Source organism: Exiguobacterium sp. s43 (assembly GCF_018617255.1).
GTDB lineage: Bacteria > Bacillota > Bacilli > Exiguobacteriales > Exiguobacteriaceae > Exiguobacterium > Exiguobacterium profundum.
The window spans coordinates 1,027,831-1,047,739 of sequence record NZ_JACSJT010000001.1 but is presented as its reverse complement, the minus strand read 5'-3'; the positions used below and the strand labels follow the sequence as shown (position 1 = coordinate 1,047,739).

The following is a 19,909-nucleotide window of genomic DNA, read 5'->3' as shown; positions in this document are numbered from 1 at the left end:
TCAAATCTCGATCGTCGTATTCGGTTCAATCAAGAGACCTCGACGGTGCAATTGGTCACAAAATGCCTGAGCATCTTGTTTAATCGGCGGGAACGTATCAAAGTGAATCGGAACGACACGTTTCGCTTGTAGCCATTGTGCCGCATCTAATGCGTCTGTCGGTCCCATCGTGAAGTTGTCTCCGATCGGAAGGAAAGCGACATCGATTTCAAAACGTTCTCCGTACATCTTCATATCTGAGAAGAGACTCGTGTCTCCAGCGTGGTAGACCGTCAACTCATTCGTCTCAATGATGAAGCCAGCCGGCATCCCCATGTAGACCGGCGTGTCTCCCATGTCAAAGCTCGAACTGTGAAACGCTTGCGTCATCGTGACACGCCCGAACGGAAAGGCATGACCTCCCCCGATATTCATCCCATGGACGGAGAATCCTTTTTTCTCGTAATACGTCGCGAGCTCATGCGTCGCAACAATCGTCGCGCCAGATGCTTTCGCAATCAATTCGACATCCTCAATGTGATCGAAATGAGCATGTGTGAGCAACAAATAGTCTGGGCGTAGCGTGGATGGATCCACGTCTGTATGCGGGTTGCTCGTCAAAAACGGATCAATCAACACATTTACACCATCAATTTCAAACCCTACCGTCGCATGTCCGTAGTACGTGATGTTCATTTGCTTTCATCCTTCCCATGTGAAATCAGATTACAACACTTTCTCCAAGAAACGTTTCGCTCGGTCTGTTTGCGGGTTTAATAACAGGTCAGCCGGCTTACCTTCTTCCATCAGGATGCCTTCGTCAAGGAAGAGGACACGGTCTGCCACTTCACGGGCAAAGCCCATCTCGTGTGTGACGACGACCATCGTCATTCCCGTTTCGGCCAATCCTTTCATAACATCAAGTACTTCATTGACCATCTCCGGGTCAAGTGCAGATGTCGGTTCATCGAATAACATGACGTTCGGTTCCATCGCCAAGGCACGCGCGATGGCGACACGCTGTTTTTGTCCACCCGAGAGTTGGCTCGGATAGGCATCGATTTTTTCAGAAAGGCCGACACGTTCCAGTAATTTCTTCGCACGTTCCAGCGCTTCCGCCTTGCTGACTTTTAAGACGTTGATTGGTGCATACGTCAAATTGTCCAATACGCTCATATGAGGGAACAAGTTGAACTGTTGGAATACCATTCCGATGTTTTGACGCGCCTTCGCGACGTTCGCCCCTTTTTTCGTGAGCTCGAATCCGTCGACACTGACCGTACCGCTCGTTGGAATCTCAAGCATGTTTAAACAGCGTAGAAATGTCGATTTACCAGACCCGGACGGTCCGATGACAGCAACTACTTCACCACGCTCGATCGTCGTCGTGATTCCTTTTAGCACTTCTAAGTCACCAAATTGTTTGTGTAGGTCTTTTACTTCGATCATCTTCCATCACTCTTTCTTAACCGTTTTTCTAGACGTTGTCCAAGATACGTCAAGATCATCACTATCGTAAAGTATATCACACCGGCGAATAGAAGCGGTTCGAAGTAGATTGCCTTCTGCCCACCGACGATTTGCGCACGACGCATGATATCAAGCACCCCGACCGTCGAGACGAGGGCAGACTCTTTCGTTAACGTGATCATCTCGTTCACAAGAGCAGGCAAGATGTTCTTGAACGCCTGTGGCAAGATGATGGAACGTAACTGTTTGACATACGGGACGCCAAGAGCATCCGAAGCCTCCCACTGTCCTTTATCTACTGCTTGGATACCCGCTCGAATAATCTCGGAAATATACGCCCCCGAGTTGAGCGAGAAGGCGATGACCGCTGACTGGTACGGTGTCGTGATATATCCCGTCAGTTGCGGCAATCCGAAGTGGATGATGGCGAGTTGCAAAATGAGTGGCGTCCCACGGAACACCGCCGTATAAGCATGCCCGATAAAGTTAATCAGACGATTCGGGACAATTTTTAATGTAGCGACAACAATCCCAAGTGAGATTCCGATCAATGCCGAGACGATGACCACTTGGAACATGACTGGAATCCCTTCAAGTATGTACGGGATCGAATCATAAATCCGGCTAAAATCCATAGTAAGTTCCTCCTAAAAAAGGCTGACCGATTCATCTTCAGTCAGCCTCGTACGATTCATTATTCGGCTGGTGCAGCCTCTTCTTCAAACCATTTCTGTGCTAACTCTTCGATTTCTCCACTGTCGATCATCTTTTTCAACTCTTCGTTGAATTGATCGCGGAGTTCATCATCTTTACGGAAGGCAGCAGCAGAACCCGCTTCTTCTTCGTCCACGATCTCAAATGTCGTCAATTCACTGTCTTGCTCGAGGTATTTTTTCGCGACCGTATCTTCGATGACCATCGCGTCAATACGTCCTGTCTTAATTTCTTGAATGATTTCAGGAATCTTGTTCAACGAGACGATTTCAGCATCTGCGATTTGATCCTTTGCGATTCCTTCTTGAATCGAACCGAGTTGGACACCAATCTTTTTGCCTTTCAAATCTTCAAGTGATTGAAGTGAATCATCTTTTGACAAGATCAAGTTCACTGCCGTGAAATAGATATCCGAGAAATCTGCATTTTCTTTACGCTCCTCTGTCGGTGTCATACCAGCCATGACGAAGTCGACACGACCCGCATTAAGGGCCCCAAGCAAGCTTCCGAAGTCCATATCTTCAATCTTCAATTCATATCCCATGTTTTCCGCCACTTTTTTTGCGATATCGATATCAAATCCGACAATCTCGTCGCCATTTGCTGTATCGACGAACTCATATGGGAAGTAATCGGCACTCGTACCCATGACGATGACTTTGTCATCGTCACCATCGGTAGATGTCGATCCTCCTTCGTTCACGTCTGCCCCACATGCGACTGAGAACGCGGCCAGTCCTGCTAAACATAATGCTAGAAAACCTTTTTTCATCTTCATCTCCCTTTCATAGTTGAATGATAATTATCAGAACTTTAACAAAATTATGACATATGTGTGAACGTAGCTCAACTGTTCTATGACACATCAGTTGTCCGACTTGTGTCTTCAACCACTATATACACATAATTATTACTTGTAAAGTATATTCATGCAATTCATACAAAAAAAGAAGGTCACATTCGCTCGAAAGCGAAATATGTGACCGTTCCATTGTCGCGCGACCCGTACGGTTGCACCTGTTTGACAGAAGTCATGGGGATAGCACTGTATACATGCGGGTAACGTTCTCCATCCTCATCCAGCTCATAATGTAACAGCTGTCCGAGACGATTGACGTGCAACGAAACGAGAACGACCGCTTCTCCCGGATACGATTTTTTGACGACTTTTCCAATCTGTTGCGGCGTACAACATTTAATCGTCCCTTCCGATTGAAGTGACGGTTCATTGATTTCACCGCGTGACAGGGCAATCATATATTCTGCCTCCGTCATGATTTTGATGACTGGTTCCATATACCCTGCCCCTTTTCACAAAAGCGCAAAGGCAGTGCCTTTGCGCCGATGCTTGATTATGCGAAGTAGATGTCGAACAATGTTTGCAACTGGTCAACGAGTTCTTCAGCAGTCGATGACTCGATTTCACTACGCTCTACCATCGTCACGATGTTGCCATCCTCGAGGAGGGCAATCGATGGTGAAGACGGTGCATATCCTTCAAAATACTCACGTGCACGATCTGTCGCTTCACGGTCTTGACCAGCAAACACGGTCACGAAATGATCAGGCTTCACACCTTCCATTTTGTTCACATATGCAGCAGCTGGACGCGCAATCCCGCCTGCACACCCACAAACCGAGTTGACGAGGACGAGTGTCTTCCCTTCTTTTTTCAGCGCACCGTCTACTTCTTCCGGTGTCGTGAGCTCTGTGTATCCTGCAGCACGTACTTCGTTACGCGCTTGTTCGACTACATCTTGAAAATATAATTGAAAATCCATGTTGTTTCCCCTTTCGACATTTCGTCTGTACTCCCTTATTTTACGTCTTGTTCTACCTCGAGGACAAGTCTATCGCTTAATTCCCGTTCTAAGAACGGATCTGCCTGTAACATTTGTTTAAAGGCGAGGTAACGTGTCTTCGTCTCAGCAGTCGCCTGGCGGTTCGTCAAGTAGGCACGAATCATGATATTTTTCGGGGTGTGCTCGAGGTCGATGAATTCGAGCAGCTGGGCATCATACCCGACAAGACCGAGCAGTTCAGCCCGAATCGAATCGGTCGCGAGTGAGGCGAACCGTTCTTTGATCAATCCGTGCTGAAGCATCACGTCTAGATTCGGTGCTTGAATTTGACGATTCAATTCCTTTTGACAACACGGGACGCTTAAGATGACTTTCGCGCCCCAACGGACAGCACGTGCCAATGCCATATCGGTCGCCACGTCACATGCATGAAGGGTCACGACCATGTCAACAGCTGTTTCCCCTTCATATTCATTAATGTCTCCGACTAAGAATTCGAGTCGTTCATATCCAAGATCTTTCGCAATCGATGCACACTCTTCGATGACCTCTTTCTTCAAATCGAGTCCTGTGATATGCACGTCATATCCTTTCATCTCATGAAGGAAATGATAGAGCGCAAACGTCAAATACGACTTCCCTGAACCGAAATCCAAGATTCGGACGGTACGGTCTGTCGGCAAGTGTTTAAGCGAGTCCTCAATGAACTCAAGGAAGCGGTTGATTTGTTTAAACTTGTCATACTTTTGACGCTTCACTTTCCCGTCCGCTGACTGAATGCCGAGTCGAATGAGAAACGGAACTGGCTCGTCGAGCGGGAGCACATATTGTTTTTCACGATTGTGACTCAGTTGAACTTCTTTTTGAGCCGTCTGCTTTTCTTTCAATGTCACTTTGAACTTTTTCGATAATTGGAACTGGAGGTCGGAATCTTTTAACTGAAACTGTCCTTGTCGGAACGTTTCGAGAAGCTCATTCACTTCCGTGACAGCCTCATCTGGTGTCAAGTTTTTATGGTTCATCACCCGCTCATACTGATACTCGAACTGGATATGATACGCATTTCGTAACATGACCGGTTTCAATTTGACCCGTCTGAGATCGCTAGATTTTTGACGGGGTTGACTGATGGTCGCCGACACGAGATGATTTGATTGTAAGACGTCTGCGAGACGTTCTTGTAACGCTTTATATTCCAATGGATTCAATCCTTTTTTAGAAATTTTGAAACATATCGTTTCACCTATCCGTACATACTATTACACGAAGACGACGTTACGTCAAAGGAGGATACACATATGTTTAAAAAGATTTTATCATCAATCGGAATCGGTGCCGCAAAAGTCGACACACGCTTGAATGAGAGCCACTGTTCACCCGGTGGAGAACTCACTGGAGTCGTCCATATAGAAGGCGGTTCGGTCGAACAATCCGTCGACAGTATCTATCTCTTCTTCAATACGTTGTATAAACATGAGGTGAACGATAAGTCGACATACTCGACGTTCACCATTGAAAAAATCTTATTGAATGAGGCACCGTTTATGATTGGTCCTGGAGAAGTGAAAGAGATCCCGTTCACAGTCAACGTCCCGTTCAATACGCCACTCTCTGTGAGTCAATCGAAATCATGGATTGAGACCGGACTCGACATCGCCCAAGCCGTCGATCCGAAAGATGAGGATGCGATCACCGTACAACCGAATGCGGCTCAACAAGTCATTTTAGATGCGATGGACGAGCTCGGATTCCGTTTGAAGAAAGCCGACACGGAAATGCTTCCAGCACGCCATCGTTCTGGGCGCCTCCCGATTGCACAAGAACTCGAGTATTCAGCGAACGGTTCACGCTTCGGTCGACAATTGGACGAAGTAGAGGTCGTCATCTTACAAGAAGAGGGTTCGATTGAACTTCTCATTCAAGTCGACCGCAGTGTCCACGACCTCGGAAGCCTTTTCGCCGATTTGACGGGTTCAGACGAATCAACGCACCGTGTGCGATATGACGTCGCACGTTTATCAGTTGCCGAAGTCCGTCGCGACATCGAATCGATGATTGAACAATCGATTTGAGGAACTCACTGACACGCCATTTCTATGAATGGCGTGTTTTTCTGAGGTATTGAATTTGATAATCCATTATTTTACAATCAACATATGGAATCAACCCTTTTCTGGAGGTGACTACATCTTGTTTGCTTTAATCATGATCGGGAGTTTCGGTCTTGCAACGCTTGCCTTACCGATTCTAGAGACTAGTCTTTCTGATTCACTCGCTTTCTTCACGCTTGGTGGGCTCGAAGTGCTGATTGGTTTGATTGCCATGTGTCTCATGCGCAATCCGTCGACAAACGCCTTATCCTTCATGAAGTTCATGCCCTATCTTGTACTATTGATTCATTTCCCTGCCTCACTACTTTTGCTTTGGATTTCTTCGGTCAGACATGATGGGGTCTCTGCATTTTCATTAAACTATGTCTTTATATACTGGATCTTCCTCCTCCTGTTCGTCGTAGTCAGCAGATTGATGTATCTTGCCTATCAACGACGATTTCAGAAGGCGCTTGATTAGAAAGGATGATTCAACGTTGCATTTACTTCAGTTACTCCAAGACCGAGCAATCCCGCTTACACTATTCGCGACGCTCGGCCTATTCAGTCTCGTGTTTGCATTTTCACTCTATAAATCCAAACAACGACTCTCCAAAGGACTCGTCACAATAGGCATGTCCTTGTCGTTCCTTCTCCTACTGATCTCAGCCGCAAGCTTCGTCTTCACGGTATTCCTTGGCTATAACTCATGAAAAATGGAGGCGCCCCACTGGGAGCGCCTCCATTTTTTAATCAATATACGGTATATGTGTTCGGGTCGATTGACTCGAGCGATTGTTTGATTGCTTGCAAGAACTGACCTGCGACGAGACCGTCGAGGACACGGTGGTCGACCGACATACAAAGGTTGACCATATCGCGTGCCGCAAACATTCCATTCATCCATACCGGACGCTTCACGATCGACTCGACTGATAGAATTGCCGCTTGTGGGTAGTTCAAAATCGGTGCCGATTGGATCGAACCAAATGCACCTGTGTTGTTGATGGTGAACGTCCCACCACGCATCTCTTCTGCCTTCAAACGGTTCTCACGCGCTCGCGTTGCAACGTCTTGAAGGGCCACGGCGAGACCTTTGATGTTCTTCTCATCCGCTTGGCGAATGACCGGTACGTAAAGGGCGTCGTTTGCCGCGACGGCTACCGAGAGATGGATGTCTTGGTGAACTTTGATGTGATCTCCTGCCCATTCCGAGTTCATCATCGGATACTTCTTCAATGCTTCGATGGCAGCCTTCATGAAGAACGGCATGAACGTCAATTTGACGCCTTCCCGTTTCATGAACTCGTCTTTCAATTTCGCACGGGCTTCAACGAGGTTCGTCACATCCACTTCAATCATGAGCCATGCGTGTGGCGCCTCATGCTTCGAGCGGACCATATTGTTCGCAATCGCTTGACGTACCCCGGCTGTCGGAATCGATTCATAACGTCCAGATGACGTCGAGGATGATGCGACCGGTTGTGACGGTTCAACGACAGGACGTGGCGCTTCAGTCGGAACGTCCATCTTTGTTTGTACCATCGTCTCTTGGACAGGTGCTTGTGTCGCTTTCTCAGGAGTCGATGCCGGACGTCCTTCTGATAAGTAACGAAGAATATCTTTCCGCGTGATCCGACCGCCTAGACCGCTTCCGCTCAGTTCATTCAAATCGATATCATTCTCGTTGGCGAGTCGGATGACAGCAGGTGAGTATCGACCGTTTCCACTTTGTTTTTTCGGAGTAGTGGCGACCGCTTGCTTAGAGACGGGTTCTGCAGGTGTCGTTTCTGCAATCGGTTCGGTCTTCGTCTCAACTACGGCTTCCTCCGCACTTTCAACTTCCATCGTCAATACCGGTGTCCCGACGCTGACGGTCTCCCCTTCTGGAATGAGAAACTCTTTGACGACTCCCGCGCTAGTCGCCGGAATCTCGGCCGTCACTTTATCCGTCATGACTTCCGCGAGTGGTTCATACTCTTCCACACGGTCGCCCGGTTTGACGAGATAGGTCGTGATCGTGCCTTCTGTCACACTCTCCCCAAGTTGGGGCATGGTAATCGTTTGTTCCATAGAGATGCCTCCTTAAAACGCCGCGAGCTGACGCGCGCGCTCGGCAATTTTTTCTGGGGATACGATAAAGAATTTTTCCATCGGTGGTGCATACGGCATTGCCGGCACATCGGGGCCAGCCAAACGCTCAATCGGCGCATCGAGTTCGAAGAGCGCCTTCTCCGCGATAATCGCCGCCACTTCTCCGATGATGCTTCCTTCTTTGTTGTCCTCTGTCACGAGTAGCACTTTACCTGTCTTCTTGACCGATTCGATGATCGCTTCTTGGTCGAGCGGGTAGACGGTACGAAGATCGAGGATGTGCGTGCTGATCCCTTCTTCTTCGAGCGTTTTCGCAGCCTCTTGTGCCATATGCACGCAAAGACCGTACGTGATGATCGTGATATCGTCACCTTCCCGTTTAACCGCAGCCTTACCGATTTCAACCGTATATTCGTCCGTCGGCAAGTCTGCCTTCAAAAGACGATAGGCGCGCTTATGTTCAAAGAAAAGAACAGGGTCGTTCGAACGGATTGCTGCTTTCAACAACCCCTTCGCATCGACTGGGTCTGATGGAATGACGACTTTCAGACCTGGCGTCGAACTGAACATCGCCTCGACCGATTGCGAGTGATAGAGTGCCCCGTGAATGCCCCCACCGAAAGGAGCTCGGATGACCATCGGACACGTCCAATCGTTGTTTGAACGGTACCGAATTTTTGCCGCTTCTGAAACGATTTGGTTCACTGCTGGCATGATAAAGTCTGCGAATTGCATTTCTGCGATCGGTCGCATGCCGTACATGGCAGCTCCGACCCCGACTCCGGCAATCGCACTCTCAGCGAGCGGTGCGTCGATGACACGATCCTCTCCATACTTTTCAATCAATCCTTGAGTGGCTCGGAATACACCACCACGAACGCCGACGTCTTCCCCGACGACGAAGACGTTTTCGTCGCGCTCCATTTCTTCATGAATCGCTTCATTGATCGCTTCGATAAACGTTTTCATCATTTTTCCTCCTCATAGACGTAATCTAGTGCAGATTCAGGCGATGCATACGGTGCTTTGTCCGCATATGTCGTCGCTTCATTCACTTCAGCATCGATTTGTGCATCGATTTCAGCAAGTGTCTCCGCTGTTGCGATTCCGTCGTTCACAAGTCGTTGACGGAACAATTGAATACCATCCCGCTCTTTTAACCCAGCCAATTCTTCAGCTGAACGGTACGCTTTGTCATCGTCATCCGATGAGTGTGGCACGAGACGTTCAACTTCTGCTTCGATTAATGTCGGTCCTTCTCCGCGAAGTGCACGTTCACGCGCTTCCTTCACGACCGCATAGACGGCGATCGGGTCTGTCCCGTCGACTGTCACACCTGGCATGCCGTAACCTTTTGCACGGTCTGATACGCGCTCACATGCCAACTGTTTCGTAAGCGGAACCGAAATCGCATACTTGTTATTCTCACAGAACAAGATGACCGGCAACTTGTGGACACCTGCAAAGTTTGCGCCTTCATGGAAGTCTCCTTGGTTCGAAGACCCTTCTCCGAACGAAACGAACGTGACGAGTTCTTCTTTTTTCATCTTCGCCGCAAGTGCGATCCCGACTGCATGAGGGACTTGTGTCGTGACCGGAGACGAACCCGTTACGATGCGATGCTCTTTCGAACCGAAGTGACCAGGCATCTGACGACCACCTGAGTTTGGATCTTCCGCTTTCGCGAATGCCGATAACATTAAATCTCTTGATGTTTGACCGAAGTGAAGGACGACCGCCACATCACGATAGTAAGGCAAGACGTAGTCGATTCCTTTCTCGAGTGCGAACGCCGCACCGACTTGCGCCGCTTCTTGTCCTTGACATGAGACGACGAATGGGATTTTTCCGGCGCGGTTCAACTTCCACATCCGTTCATCGATTTTGCGAGCACGTACCATCGTTTCGTACATCGCCAATAAATCTTGTTTCGTTAAACCAAGCTCTTCATATGAGTTTACAGTCATCTGTTCCATCCTTGTTCCTCCTTAGGCGTGAATCGGTAATCCATCGACGGCAAGAGCCGCTTCTTGGAAGGCTTCGCTCAGTGCAGGATGCGGGTGCACAAGTTGTCCCATCTCCCAAGCCGTCGCGTTCAAGACGAGCGCGAGTCCACCTTCTGTGATGAGTTCGGTCGCTTTCGGTCCTACGATATGAACACCGAGAAGGTCGTCTGTTTCTTTGTCCGAAACGAGTTTGACGAATCCGTCGGCTTGTCCTTCAATCCGCGCTTTCCCGAGTCCGTTGAATCGATACGTCCCCGTCTTCACATCATGTCCAGCCTCTTTTGCCGCTTCTTCTGTCAAACCGACCGAAGCGACTTCAGGGACACTGTATACACAGCGTGGAATGAGCGCATAATCGAGCGGTGTCGGCTCAAGACCAAGAATCGTCTCGACCGCTTTCACACCTTCTGCCGACGCGACGTGGGCGAGTTGTAACTTCCCGATACAGTCTCCAATTGCGAAGATATGACGTTCCTTCGTCCGATACTGGCTATCGACTTGAATGATACCGTTCTCTACGACGATTGACGTGTTTTGAAGACCTAAGTCTTCCGTATTGGCGACACGCCCCACTGAGACGAGGACACAGTCCACGCTCAACATCTCCTCACCTACAGCGAGCTCCACCGCATCGTCGTGAATCGATGTACGTTCAGCGTCGACCGTCACGCTCTTCTTCACGCGGACCCCGCGCTTTTTCAAAAGACGCTCCACTTCACGCGAGACTGCATTGTCCTCGAGTGGGAGTAATCGATCGCCTACTTCGATCAATGTCACGTTCACATCAAGGTCGACGAGCATGGACGCCCATTCGACTCCAATGACCCCTCCACCGACAATCGCAATCGATTCAGGTAGCGTTTCAAAATTGAGGAGGTCGTCCGAATTCAAAATCCGTTTGTGATCGAACGGCAATCCAGGAAGTTCACGAGGAATCGACCCTGTTGCGATAATCAGTTGATTCGGCAAAATCAGTTCTGATTCACCGCTTTCATCCTCAACGGATACAGTCCCTGGTTGTGGTGAGAAGATACTTGGTCCAAGAATAGAGGCCTTTCCGCGGAACACTTCGATTTTCCCTTGTTTCATCAAATGTTCGATTCCCTTTTCTAGTCCAGCCACAAGATCACGCTTATACGTTTGAGCGCGTTCCATATTGAACGTCACATCTCCCGTCTCAACGCCATATGTCGCACTTTGCTTCGCTGTTTGATAAACATGTGCAGCTTTTAAAAGCGCCTTCGTCGGGATGCATCCTCTATGTAAGCAGGTGCCACCTAACTTTCTCGCCTCGACGATTGCGACAGATTTTCCTGCCTGGGCCGCCTTGATTGCAGCCACATATCCTCCTGGTCCTCCACCGATGACGACAACATCAAATTCTCGTGCCATGTGTATCCCCCTCATAAACTCGTGCGGTCTCTTCGTTCTCGATGACGCGAAGTGCACCTTCAGCCAACGCTTTAAGCTCATCTTCACCCGGATACACGTGTACCGGCGCGAGATAAGTGACACGCTCCTTGATTTTTTCAGTCAGCCACTCGGAATATGCGATTCCGCCCGTCAGTAAGATGGCATCCACACGACCACATAATGTCGCGCCGTGTTTTGAAATCTCTTGAGCGACACGATAAGCCATCGTCTCATACAACAGTCTCGCCTCGTCATCACCTGATTCAACCCGTTGCTCGATTTCAATGGCATCGAATGTACCGAGATGAGCAAACAGACCACCTTGACCGACAATTTTCTTTTTCATTTCCGATTCTTTATACCTGGTACTATAACATAGTTCTACTACCTGTCCAACAGGAATCGAGCCAGCACGTTCCGGCGCGAGCGGTCCATCTCCGTCGAGACCATTATTCACGTCGATGACTCGACCTGCCGCATGGGCACCGACCGTGATTCCTCCACCAAGATGCGCAACGATAAGATTCAACTCATTGTAATCGCTTCCATTTTCGACCGCGAATCGCTTCGCGACAGCCTTTTGATTGAGGGCATGGAAAATGCTACGACGATTGATTTCCGGCATGCCTGTCTTTCGGGCCAATTCGCCCATCTCATCGACGACGACCGGATCCACAATGAAACTAGGAATCCCTTCAGCTCCCCCGATTTTCGAAGCGATCAGACCACCGAGATTCGATGCATGCATCCCAAAACGTCCGCTCGTCAAATCTTCACGCATGAGATCGTTGACTGTATACGTGCCTGACGTCATCGGTGCAAGCAAGCCACCACGACCGACGATCGCGGTCAAATCATTGACCGCGATGCCCGTCTCTTCTAACAAGGCGCGTACTTCTTGCTCACGATGAGGCAACTGCTCTGGAAGTGTGAGACCCGTCACATCGATCGAATGTCGGACCGTGCGTGTCATCACTTCCTCCTTCCCATCAAACAATCCAACTTTCGTCGAGGTCGACCCTGGGTTGATTGCAAGAATTAGCCGTTTTGTCATCTTAGCGTCTCCCTAGGATGCTTTTTTCAACTTTAAGGAACTGACTGCGTGAACGCGACATCATGTGAATCCGCTCTTCCGCCATCTTATCGGCCGCAACGTGCGTTGGCACACCATCACGTTCTGCGATTTCAAAGACGCGCATCATGTTGTCATAGATGAGTTCAACTTTCTTCATTGCCCGTTCACGGTTGTAGCCTTCAAGTTCGTCCGCGACGTTGATGACACCACCTGCATTAATGACGAAGTCTGGTGCATATAGAATTCCATTTTCGTCGAGCACGTCTCCGTGACGATCTTCTGCCAATTGGTTGTTGGCAGCACCTGCGACGATTTGTGCTTTCAATTGTGGAATTGTTTTGTCGTTGATGACAGCACCGAGAGCGCATGGAGCGAAAATGTCACATTCGACCGCATAAATCTCATCTGGTTTGACGACCGTCGCACCAAAGTCTGCTTCTGCACGTTTGAGTGCTTCCTCATTGATGTCGGTCACAATCAAATGAGCACCCTCTTCGTGGAGGTGACGGCACAAGTTGTAGGCAACGTTTCCAACACCTTGAACAGCGACGGTTTTCCCTGCGAGCGACTCAGTCCCGAATTTCCATTTCGCAGCAGCTTTCATTCCACGATACACACCATATGCCGTGACCGGTGAAGGGTTACCACTTGAACCGAATGCAGGACTGACGCCCGTGACGTAATCCGTTTCCATGTGAATGAAGTCCATGTCGGCAACTGTTGTATTTACATCTTCAGCCGTGATGTAACGACCACTAAGAGATTGAACATATCGTCCGAATGCACGGAAGAGCGCCTCTGATTTATCTGTCTTCGCATTTCCGATGATGACGGCCTTCCCGCCCCCAAGGTTGAGACCCGCTGCAGCATTTTTATATGTCATTCCTTTTGCGAGACGCAACACATCCGTGAGTGCCTCTTGTTCTGATTCATAGTTCCACATACGTAGTCCACCGAGAGCTGGCCCGAGCGTCGTGTCATGGATGGCGATGATCGCCTTTAGTCCAGACGCTTGGTCTTGGCAAAATACGATTTGCTCATAGTCCTCAGATTGTAAGACATCAAAAATACGGAAGCGTGGCTCTGTGTTTGTTTCCATCATGATTAATTCCTCCTGTTAAGTATGATTAATGTTTAGCATGTAACAAAGCGAATGCGAGGGAATATAGCTTCGCTTCGGCAGTATCGGCACGACTTGTCAATACAACAGGGGCAGATGCGCCGACGACAATCGCCGCTACGCTCGCCTCTGCGAAATACATGATTGATTTATAAAGGACGTTGCCGACCTCTATGTAAGGTACGACTAATAAATCGGCTTGACCGGCAACTTCACTGTTGATTCCTTTTTGCTTTGCTGCGACCATGTCGACAGCGTTGTCGAGCGCGAGCGGTCCATCTACGACACAGCCCTTGATTTGTCCACGTCGATTCATTTGGCTAAGTAGTGCCGCATCGAGAGTCGCATTCATTTGTGGATTGACTACCTCGACTGCTCCAATGGCTGCGACTTTCGGCGATTCGTAACCGATGTCATGCATCGCTTCTACCGCATTGTGAATAATTTCGACCTTCTCTTCGAGTGTTGGTGCGATATGAATCGCCGCATCCGTCACTCCAATCAACTTTTCACGATTCGGAATTTGGAATAGTGCGATGTGGCTGAGCGTCCGCTTCGTACGGAGTCCAGCTTCACGATTAAGGACGGCTTTCATAAATGTCGATGTCGACACCATCCCCTTCATGAGGACGTCCGCCTCTTTATTTTTCACAGCTAATGCGGCACGTCGCGCAATCTCAACGTCACCTTTCGCATGTAAAATATCGACGGCTGACTCATCGATTCCATGCTGTTCACATAACTTTCGGATCTCTCGAGCTTCACCGAACAAAATGAAGCGTGACAGTCCATGATCCGTAGCGAGTTTTACGGCCCGGATGACTTCTTCGTCCGCTGCCCCCGCAATGGACACGGTACAGCCTTCTAACTCTTTTGCGTTCGTCAGCATCCGTTCAAAATTCATCATTGTCCCCCCTTGCTCTCTACACTATATCATAAGCAAGTTTGTTTCCTAAATTGTAAGCGCTTTATAATGCGGATGACCCTGCAAATTAATGCTTACCATGCATAAATTTTCCTGCAAATTATTGCGTAGTGTCGAGCTTGTTGTATAATGTTCGAATCGAAATCTTCAATCGGCGGGCTGCTTCTGATTTGTTGCCACTTGCCTCTTCAATTGCTCGTTCAATCAAATCGCGTTCATATTTTGCAACTGCCTCGTGAAACGTTCCAGATTCGACTACTTTTTGACTCGTGGAACGATTGGATAACTGCAAATGATGTGGGGCAATCCACTGTTCGGAGCTTGCCATATAAATCATCGCACGACCGATCACATTCTCCAGTTCTCGCACATTCCCTTTCCAATGCTGGCTCTTCAGTAATGTTAAGGCATCTTCGTCAACGCCACGTACACTACGACCGTATTCTTGATTCAGTTTCCGGATCATCCGTTCACATAGTGCCTCGAGTTCATTCAGTCGCTCACGTAATGGTGGGATATGGATCGGCATCCGATTGATTCGGTAATACAAATCTTCCCGGAATGTTCCGTCTGCTACTTTTTGTTCGAGATCGGCATTCGTTGCGGCAATGATTCGGACATCGATTGGGATTGCCGTCGTCCCTCCGACACGGACAATTTCATTTTCCTGAAGGACACGTAAAAGCTTCACTTGGACATCAAGAGGGAGCTCTCCGATTTCGTCTAGAAAGAGTGATCCGCCATCCGCTTCTTCGAAATATCCGGTTTTCCCGCCTCGTTTAGCTCCACTGAAGGCTCCATCTTCATAACCGAATAGCTCACTTTCAAGAAGGGTAGGTGAAATCGCCGCACAGTTCACGCGAATGAACTTTTTATATTTTCGAGGAGATTCCCCGTGAATGGCATGGGCGAACAGTTCTTTTCCTGTTCCCGATTCTCCGCGAATCAATACCGTCACTGGGGTCACAGCGGCAAGTTTCGCCTGCTCGATGACAAATCGCATGGCGTCACTCGTAGCAATGATATCGGCAAACTGATATTTGGCTTCTAGATTCCGGATGCGTGTTTTTGCTTCCTGCAATTCATCACGTAGGGCACGAATTTGAGATACGTCACGGATGACCCCAACCGAGCCTCGCAACTTTCCTTCGACGATGATCGGTTCTGCATTCACAAGAATATCTCGTCTCGTCGCCCCAATTTGCATCCGGATGTCCCGAACGCCTTGCCCGGTCGATAGTACTTTTAAATGGACGCTTTCCTGCATCCCGATATCTGCCGTCGCTGGTTTGTCGACCACATCTTCTTTTTTGAATCCGGTCAACCGTGTATAAGACGGATTGATCAAAATCGTGTTACCGTGATGATCTGCGACCGAGATGGCCTCACTCGTACATTCAATGATGGCCTCGAGCATTTGTTGATTCTGTTTCAATCGTTCGACCACAATCCGAATAAATTCCCCTGGTAAGACGACCGCATCTTTGAAATGATCCTTTAATTGTTCAAACGTTTGATGCTTCCCCGTCGTTTCGATGACAAAATCTAGAGTCGCATCCGCATACTGTTTCCAATCGTCCGCCACAGATATGCCATAACTTTTAGCAAAGGCTATTCCTTCGGCAGATGCATCAGAATCTACAACCGCGATAATGGTCGCCAATGGTGAATCCATCAACATATTTAATACCTCAGTCCCGCCTTTACCAGCTCCGACAATCATCAATCGTTTATTCATACCGATTCCCCCATCAACTCTCTTCTCTATTTCATGCTACTGAATCCTCACCTGATTCGCAAGCTGCCCAAAAATAGACCGTGTCGAACAGATCGATTTCTGTTAAAATAATGTATGGTAAAGGAGGAGATTGCATGCGTTTTATCGCGCTTCTAATCTTAATCGTCCCTGGGTTATTAGGTGTTTACGGAATCAAATTGCTACGCGATAGCTTCTTTTTGAAGACGAGCGCACCGTTTTCATGGTTCGATTCACTCGCTGCCGCCTCCATGTTGCAGGGCACCTTTGGGCTTCTGCTCGCCATGGGCGGGATCGGATTTGTAGCCGGCTATATTTTTAACCGCGACAAAAAAACAGGAAAAGTACAACGCCTCGACTCATAAGCACACAAAAAAAGGTTCCCTAACTTGACTTCATTTCAAGTGCGGAACCTTTTATTCATATTGAATTGTGATCACTACGGATGATCTCCTTTCAAACTACGTTACTTACTTTGACATGAAATCCAACGTCTTCTTAATGAAGAAGTATGAAAGAACTTTAGTAACTGCCGTCTTGCGTGAACGGAATCTTACCATTCGAGTTACTAACTGATTTACTTATCGGATCATGTCGAACCATCCATCGTGAAGTCGAACGCTTGCCATAAACTGTTCAACGGTTGACAACACTCCTTTTGGTCAACTGAACGATTGTTTTTTCCTATATCAACCCCTAGCTTCGAGTTGATGATAGAATCGCCTCGCGAATGAGCGACTGTCGCGACCTCACGTCGGGACATTAACGACTTGAGGTGTCGTTCCCACCTCTGAGCTATAATCGGATAGCGAACCGAGATGATTTGGTTTCTTCAAACGTTGCTCCGGAACAAGTTTGAAAAGCGTTCATCTGACGCTTGTCCAAGTAACTTGGTACATCTTTATTATAACAAAGGCCCATCATTTTGCAAGCGCTTTCTTTCATAAAGTAAATAAATCTGAAAGTAATTGTTTCATCAAAAAAGACTAAGTCCCATCACGACTTAGTCCTCATGAAATGATTCAATTATTCTTAAACGATACATACGTGACGAAGTACGAGATAAACTCCGAGTTTTTCGGGCTTCGCTCACGCTCCGGTCGCCCTTCGAACATCTCATGATCGCGCATGCCGTTCTCCCATGCCGTCTTGATTGCATGACGCATTGCTCGTTCTACACGAGAAGATGTCGTCTCATGCTCTTTTGCGACCATCGGATATAATTCTTTCGTGATGAGACCGAGCAAATCTTGCCGTTCTCGCACGTAAATGACAGCTTGACGGATATACTTGAACCCTTTGATTCGCGGAGAGATTCCGAGTTGCTGAAGCAGGAGTGAGATTTCAATTTCTTCTGGCGTCATTCCGTCGAATTCTCGATTTGTTCCTTCTGACAATTCACGAATTTTCGTTAATAACTGTTGAATATTGAACGGTTTGACGAGAAAATAAGAGGCCCCGAGTTGCACGGCCTGTTTCGTCACTTCATCTTTTCCAAACGCGCTCAACATGATCACTTCCGGTTTGTCATCACCTAATTCTTCATTTAGGCGTTGCAATACTCCGATTCCATCCAAATGCGGCATGATAATATCGAGTAAGAGTACATCCGGTTGGTGTGTCTTGACGACATCCAAGCATGTTTCTCCATCGTGTGCCGTACCTACGACACGAAGATCAGGCTCAGATTCTAGTTGTCGGCTCAACAAATCGACGATTTCTCGATTGTCGTCCGCAATACATAATGTAATCACTTATGACACTCCTTTGATGAACTTCTGTTTTACTTGTTGTGACATCTCAAGTAATTCTTCGACGTGTTGCTTCGTCAAGTCTGTCATTTGAGCGCCAGCAATCATGCGACCCAATTCGTCGATTCGACTTTCACGGTCGAGGGACGTCACATTTGTTTTCGTCCGTTCATTCGTTTCGGTTTTAGTAATGTAAAGATGTTGGTCTGCCATCGCAGCAACTTGTGCCAAGTGCGTGATACAGAGGACTTGAGAGCCGACAGAAAGTCGGAAGATTTTTTCACCCATCGCCTGCGCGACACGTCCAGAGACCCCTGTGTCGACCTCGTCAAAAATAATGGAGGCCACTCCGACCGTTCTTGAGAAGATTGATTTGAGTGCGAGCATGACACGGGAAAGCTCTCCTCCTGAAGCGACTTTTGCGAGTGGTTTGAACGGTTCTCCAACGTTCGTCATCATGTAAAACTCTACGTCATCTAAACCATCTTGTTTAAGCGATGTAGTTTTAAAACGGACCTCGAACGCTGTTTTTTCCATATATAGTTCTTTCAACTCTCGATGAATCGCATGCTGAAGCGACTCCGCAGCCATCTTACGCGCTGAAGACAGTCTCTTGCCAGCTTCTCTTGCAATTTGCTCTAATCGAATGAGTTCATCTGAGAGCGTTTGTAAATGCTCTTCCCGGTTCGTCATCGACTTCAATTCATCCGACACTTGTTCGCCATAGGTGATGACTTCTTCGATGGTCGTCCCATACTTTCGTTTCAATTGCTGGAAAAGAGCCAATCGTGACTCAATCTCATCCAATCGAATCGGGTCAAATTCGAGCGAATCTAACTGGTCCCGGAGTTGAAACTTTGCATCCTCCAACAAATAATAAGCGTTAGAGATTGTCTCCGATACAGATGTCAAAGACGAAGAGAGCTGTGACGCCTCTTCCATCTCGCGCATCGCCACTCCGATTTGATCGAGTCCATTTGACTCCTCGGCAACCGCCTCATACGAGAGACGAATGTGTTGATGAATGCGTTCAAAGTTGGCCAATTCATCCCGTTCTTCTGTCAACGCCTGTTCTTCCCCAACTTTTAATTCAGCCGCTTCGATTTCTTTCGTTTGAAACGACAAAAGATCCATTCGTTGAGCAAGCTCCTGCTCACTTTGACTAAGACGCTTCAATTCATCGGCGACTTGTTTCCAGGCCGCAAATGCCGTTTGATATTCCTCGACTAACGGACTGATTTCTTTTTCGGCGAAATGGTCTAATATGCCAAGGTGAAATTCCGCATCCATTAAATGTTGATGTTCATGTTGACCGTGAATATCGACCAGGAGCCGTCCGAACTCCCGTAACGTCGAGAGCGGCATCATTTTCCCGTTCACACGGCAGACACTCTTCCCGCTACTATGTAGGTCTCGACGTAAGATGACTGTCCCATCTTCAACATCGATGCCATATTGTTCGGCCGCTTCGATGACCGGGTGATCCGGTTCAATCATGAACAGACCTTCGATTTCAGCTTTATCTTGACCATATCGCACGAACTCACTTGAGCCACGTCCTCCAACAAGCAATCCAATCGCATCCAACAAGATCGATTTACCGGCACCTGTCTCACCCGTGAGCACAGTCATACCTCGATTAAACGGAATGTTTAATTCGTCAATAATCGCAAACTGTTTGATTGATAGTTCTGCTAACATACGTACGTTCACC

Annotated in this window: 21 protein-coding genes; 4 read left to right on the top strand and 17 right to left on the bottom strand. The window is 48.0% G+C overall.

Translation table 11 applies throughout. The features are described from left to right. The 7 genes from KNO79_RS05370 to KNO79_RS05340 form a co-directional block, all read right to left on the bottom strand. Positions 1 to 675: a metal-dependent hydrolase gene (locus tag KNO79_RS05370; protein ID WP_012726546.1), complete on the bottom strand. Its 675-nt coding sequence runs from the start codon at positions 673 to 675 to the stop codon at positions 1 to 3. A 30-nt stretch (positions 676 to 705) separates the two neighbouring features. Beyond that, a complete protein-coding gene (locus KNO79_RS05365; RefSeq protein ID WP_031423364.1) occupies positions 706 to 1,428 on the bottom strand; it encodes an amino acid ABC transporter ATP-binding protein in 723 nt (240 codons plus the stop codon). Further along, a complete protein-coding gene (locus KNO79_RS05360) occupies positions 1,425 to 2,084 on the bottom strand; it encodes an amino acid ABC transporter permease (RefSeq protein ID WP_012726548.1) in 660 nt (219 codons plus the stop codon). Before KNO79_RS05360 ends, KNO79_RS05365 begins: the two co-directional genes overlap by 4 nt. Before the next feature lie 59 nt (positions 2,085 to 2,143). After that, positions 2,144 to 2,935, bottom strand: a complete 792-nt coding sequence (locus tag KNO79_RS05355) for a transporter substrate-binding domain-containing protein (protein ID WP_214690780.1) — start codon at positions 2,933 to 2,935, stop codon at positions 2,144 to 2,146. A gap of 182 nt (positions 2,936 to 3,117) precedes the next feature. Further along, complete coding sequence (locus tag KNO79_RS05350; protein ID WP_012726550.1) at positions 3,118 to 3,459, bottom strand: DUF952 domain-containing protein; 342 nt, start codon at positions 3,457 to 3,459, stop codon at positions 3,118 to 3,120. A gap of 56 nt (positions 3,460 to 3,515) precedes the next feature. Then, on the bottom strand, positions 3,516 to 3,944 hold the full coding sequence (locus KNO79_RS05345; protein ID WP_012726551.1) for a BrxA/BrxB family bacilliredoxin: 429 nt from the start codon (positions 3,942 to 3,944) through the stop codon (positions 3,516 to 3,518). Between the two features lie 35 nt (positions 3,945 to 3,979). Then, a complete protein-coding gene (locus KNO79_RS05340; RefSeq protein WP_214690779.1) occupies positions 3,980 to 5,164 on the bottom strand; it encodes a class I SAM-dependent methyltransferase in 1,185 nt (394 codons plus the stop codon). A gap of 99 nt (positions 5,165 to 5,263) precedes the next feature. Between KNO79_RS05340 and KNO79_RS05335 the strand changes: the two genes are divergently transcribed. The 3 genes from KNO79_RS05335 to KNO79_RS05325 all read left to right on the top strand — a co-directional run bounded on the left by KNO79_RS05335 (position 5,264) and on the right by KNO79_RS05325 (position 6,768). Then, the gene (locus tag KNO79_RS05335) at positions 5,264 to 6,037 is read left to right on the top strand and encodes a sporulation protein (RefSeq protein WP_214690778.1); all 774 of its coding nucleotides are present in this window, start codon (positions 5,264 to 5,266) and stop codon (positions 6,035 to 6,037) included. Positions 6,038 to 6,155: 118 nt separating this feature from the next. After that, positions 6,156 to 6,536 carry a hypothetical protein gene (locus tag KNO79_RS05330; RefSeq protein WP_214690777.1) on the top strand — a complete coding sequence of 127 codons (381 nt, stop codon included), beginning with the start codon at positions 6,156 to 6,158 and terminating at the stop codon, positions 6,534 to 6,536. A 16-nt stretch (positions 6,537 to 6,552) separates the two neighbouring features. Further along, the gene (locus KNO79_RS05325) at positions 6,553 to 6,768 is read left to right on the top strand and encodes a hypothetical protein (RefSeq protein WP_214690776.1); all 216 of its coding nucleotides are present in this window, start codon (positions 6,553 to 6,555) and stop codon (positions 6,766 to 6,768) included. 40 nt (positions 6,769 to 6,808) lie between these two features. Here KNO79_RS05325 and KNO79_RS05320 read toward each other — a convergent pair whose 3' ends face one another. The 8 genes from KNO79_RS05320 to KNO79_RS05285 form a co-directional block, all read right to left on the bottom strand. Further along, positions 6,809 to 8,128, bottom strand: coding sequence for a dihydrolipoamide acetyltransferase family protein (locus tag KNO79_RS05320; RefSeq protein ID WP_251125248.1), 1,320 nt, complete (start codon positions 8,126 to 8,128; stop codon positions 6,809 to 6,811). Between the two features lie 12 nt (positions 8,129 to 8,140). Further along, entirely contained in the window at positions 8,141 to 9,118 is a 978-nt protein-coding gene (locus KNO79_RS05315; RefSeq protein ID WP_012726557.1) for an alpha-ketoacid dehydrogenase subunit beta, read from the bottom strand. Then, positions 9,118 to 10,125 carry a thiamine pyrophosphate-dependent dehydrogenase E1 component subunit alpha gene (locus tag KNO79_RS05310; protein ID WP_374193974.1) on the bottom strand — a complete coding sequence of 336 codons (1,008 nt, stop codon included), beginning with the start codon at positions 10,123 to 10,125 and terminating at the stop codon, positions 9,118 to 9,120. Before KNO79_RS05310 ends, KNO79_RS05315 begins: the two co-directional genes overlap by 1 nt. A gap of 12 nt (positions 10,126 to 10,137) precedes the next feature. Then, complete coding sequence (gene lpdA, locus KNO79_RS05305; protein ID WP_214690775.1) at positions 10,138 to 11,547, bottom strand: dihydrolipoyl dehydrogenase; 1,410 nt, start codon at positions 11,545 to 11,547, stop codon at positions 10,138 to 10,140. Beyond that, complete coding sequence (gene buk / locus KNO79_RS05300; RefSeq protein WP_214690774.1) at positions 11,531 to 12,622, bottom strand: butyrate kinase; 1,092 nt, start codon at positions 12,620 to 12,622, stop codon at positions 11,531 to 11,533. Before buk ends, lpdA begins: the two co-directional genes overlap by 17 nt. A 1-nt stretch (position 12,623) precedes the next feature. Further along, positions 12,624 to 13,745 carry a Glu/Leu/Phe/Val family dehydrogenase gene (locus KNO79_RS05295; protein WP_159562454.1) on the bottom strand — a complete coding sequence of 374 codons (1,122 nt, stop codon included), beginning with the start codon at positions 13,743 to 13,745 and terminating at the stop codon, positions 12,624 to 12,626. A gap of 25 nt (positions 13,746 to 13,770) precedes the next feature. Then, positions 13,771 to 14,667 carry a phosphate butyryltransferase gene (gene yqiS / locus KNO79_RS05290; RefSeq protein WP_211782681.1) on the bottom strand — a complete coding sequence of 299 codons (897 nt, stop codon included), beginning with the start codon at positions 14,665 to 14,667 and terminating at the stop codon, positions 13,771 to 13,773. Between the two features lie 121 nt (positions 14,668 to 14,788). Further along, the gene (locus KNO79_RS05285) at positions 14,789 to 16,426 is read right to left on the bottom strand and encodes a sigma 54-interacting transcriptional regulator (protein WP_214690773.1); all 1,638 of its coding nucleotides are present in this window, start codon (positions 16,424 to 16,426) and stop codon (positions 14,789 to 14,791) included. 134 nt (positions 16,427 to 16,560) lie between these two features. On the opposite strand from KNO79_RS05285, the gene KNO79_RS05280 reads away from it, so the two are divergent. Then, positions 16,561 to 16,809: a DUF2627 domain-containing protein gene (locus KNO79_RS05280; RefSeq protein WP_031423346.1), complete on the top strand. Its 249-nt coding sequence runs from the start codon at positions 16,561 to 16,563 to the stop codon at positions 16,807 to 16,809. Between the two features lie 657 nt (positions 16,810 to 17,466). Here KNO79_RS05280 and spo0A read toward each other — a convergent pair. Next, positions 17,467 to 18,198: a sporulation transcription factor Spo0A gene (gene spo0A / locus KNO79_RS05275; protein WP_074036711.1), complete on the bottom strand. Its 732-nt coding sequence runs from the start codon at positions 18,196 to 18,198 to the stop codon at positions 17,467 to 17,469. Continuing rightward, positions 18,199 to 19,896 (bottom strand): DNA repair protein RecN, encoded by a 1,698-nt coding sequence (gene recN / locus KNO79_RS05270; RefSeq protein ID WP_214690772.1) that lies wholly within the window; start codon positions 19,894 to 19,896, stop codon positions 18,199 to 18,201. It lies immediately after the preceding gene. Positions 19,897 to 19,909 lie beyond the last annotated feature (13 nt).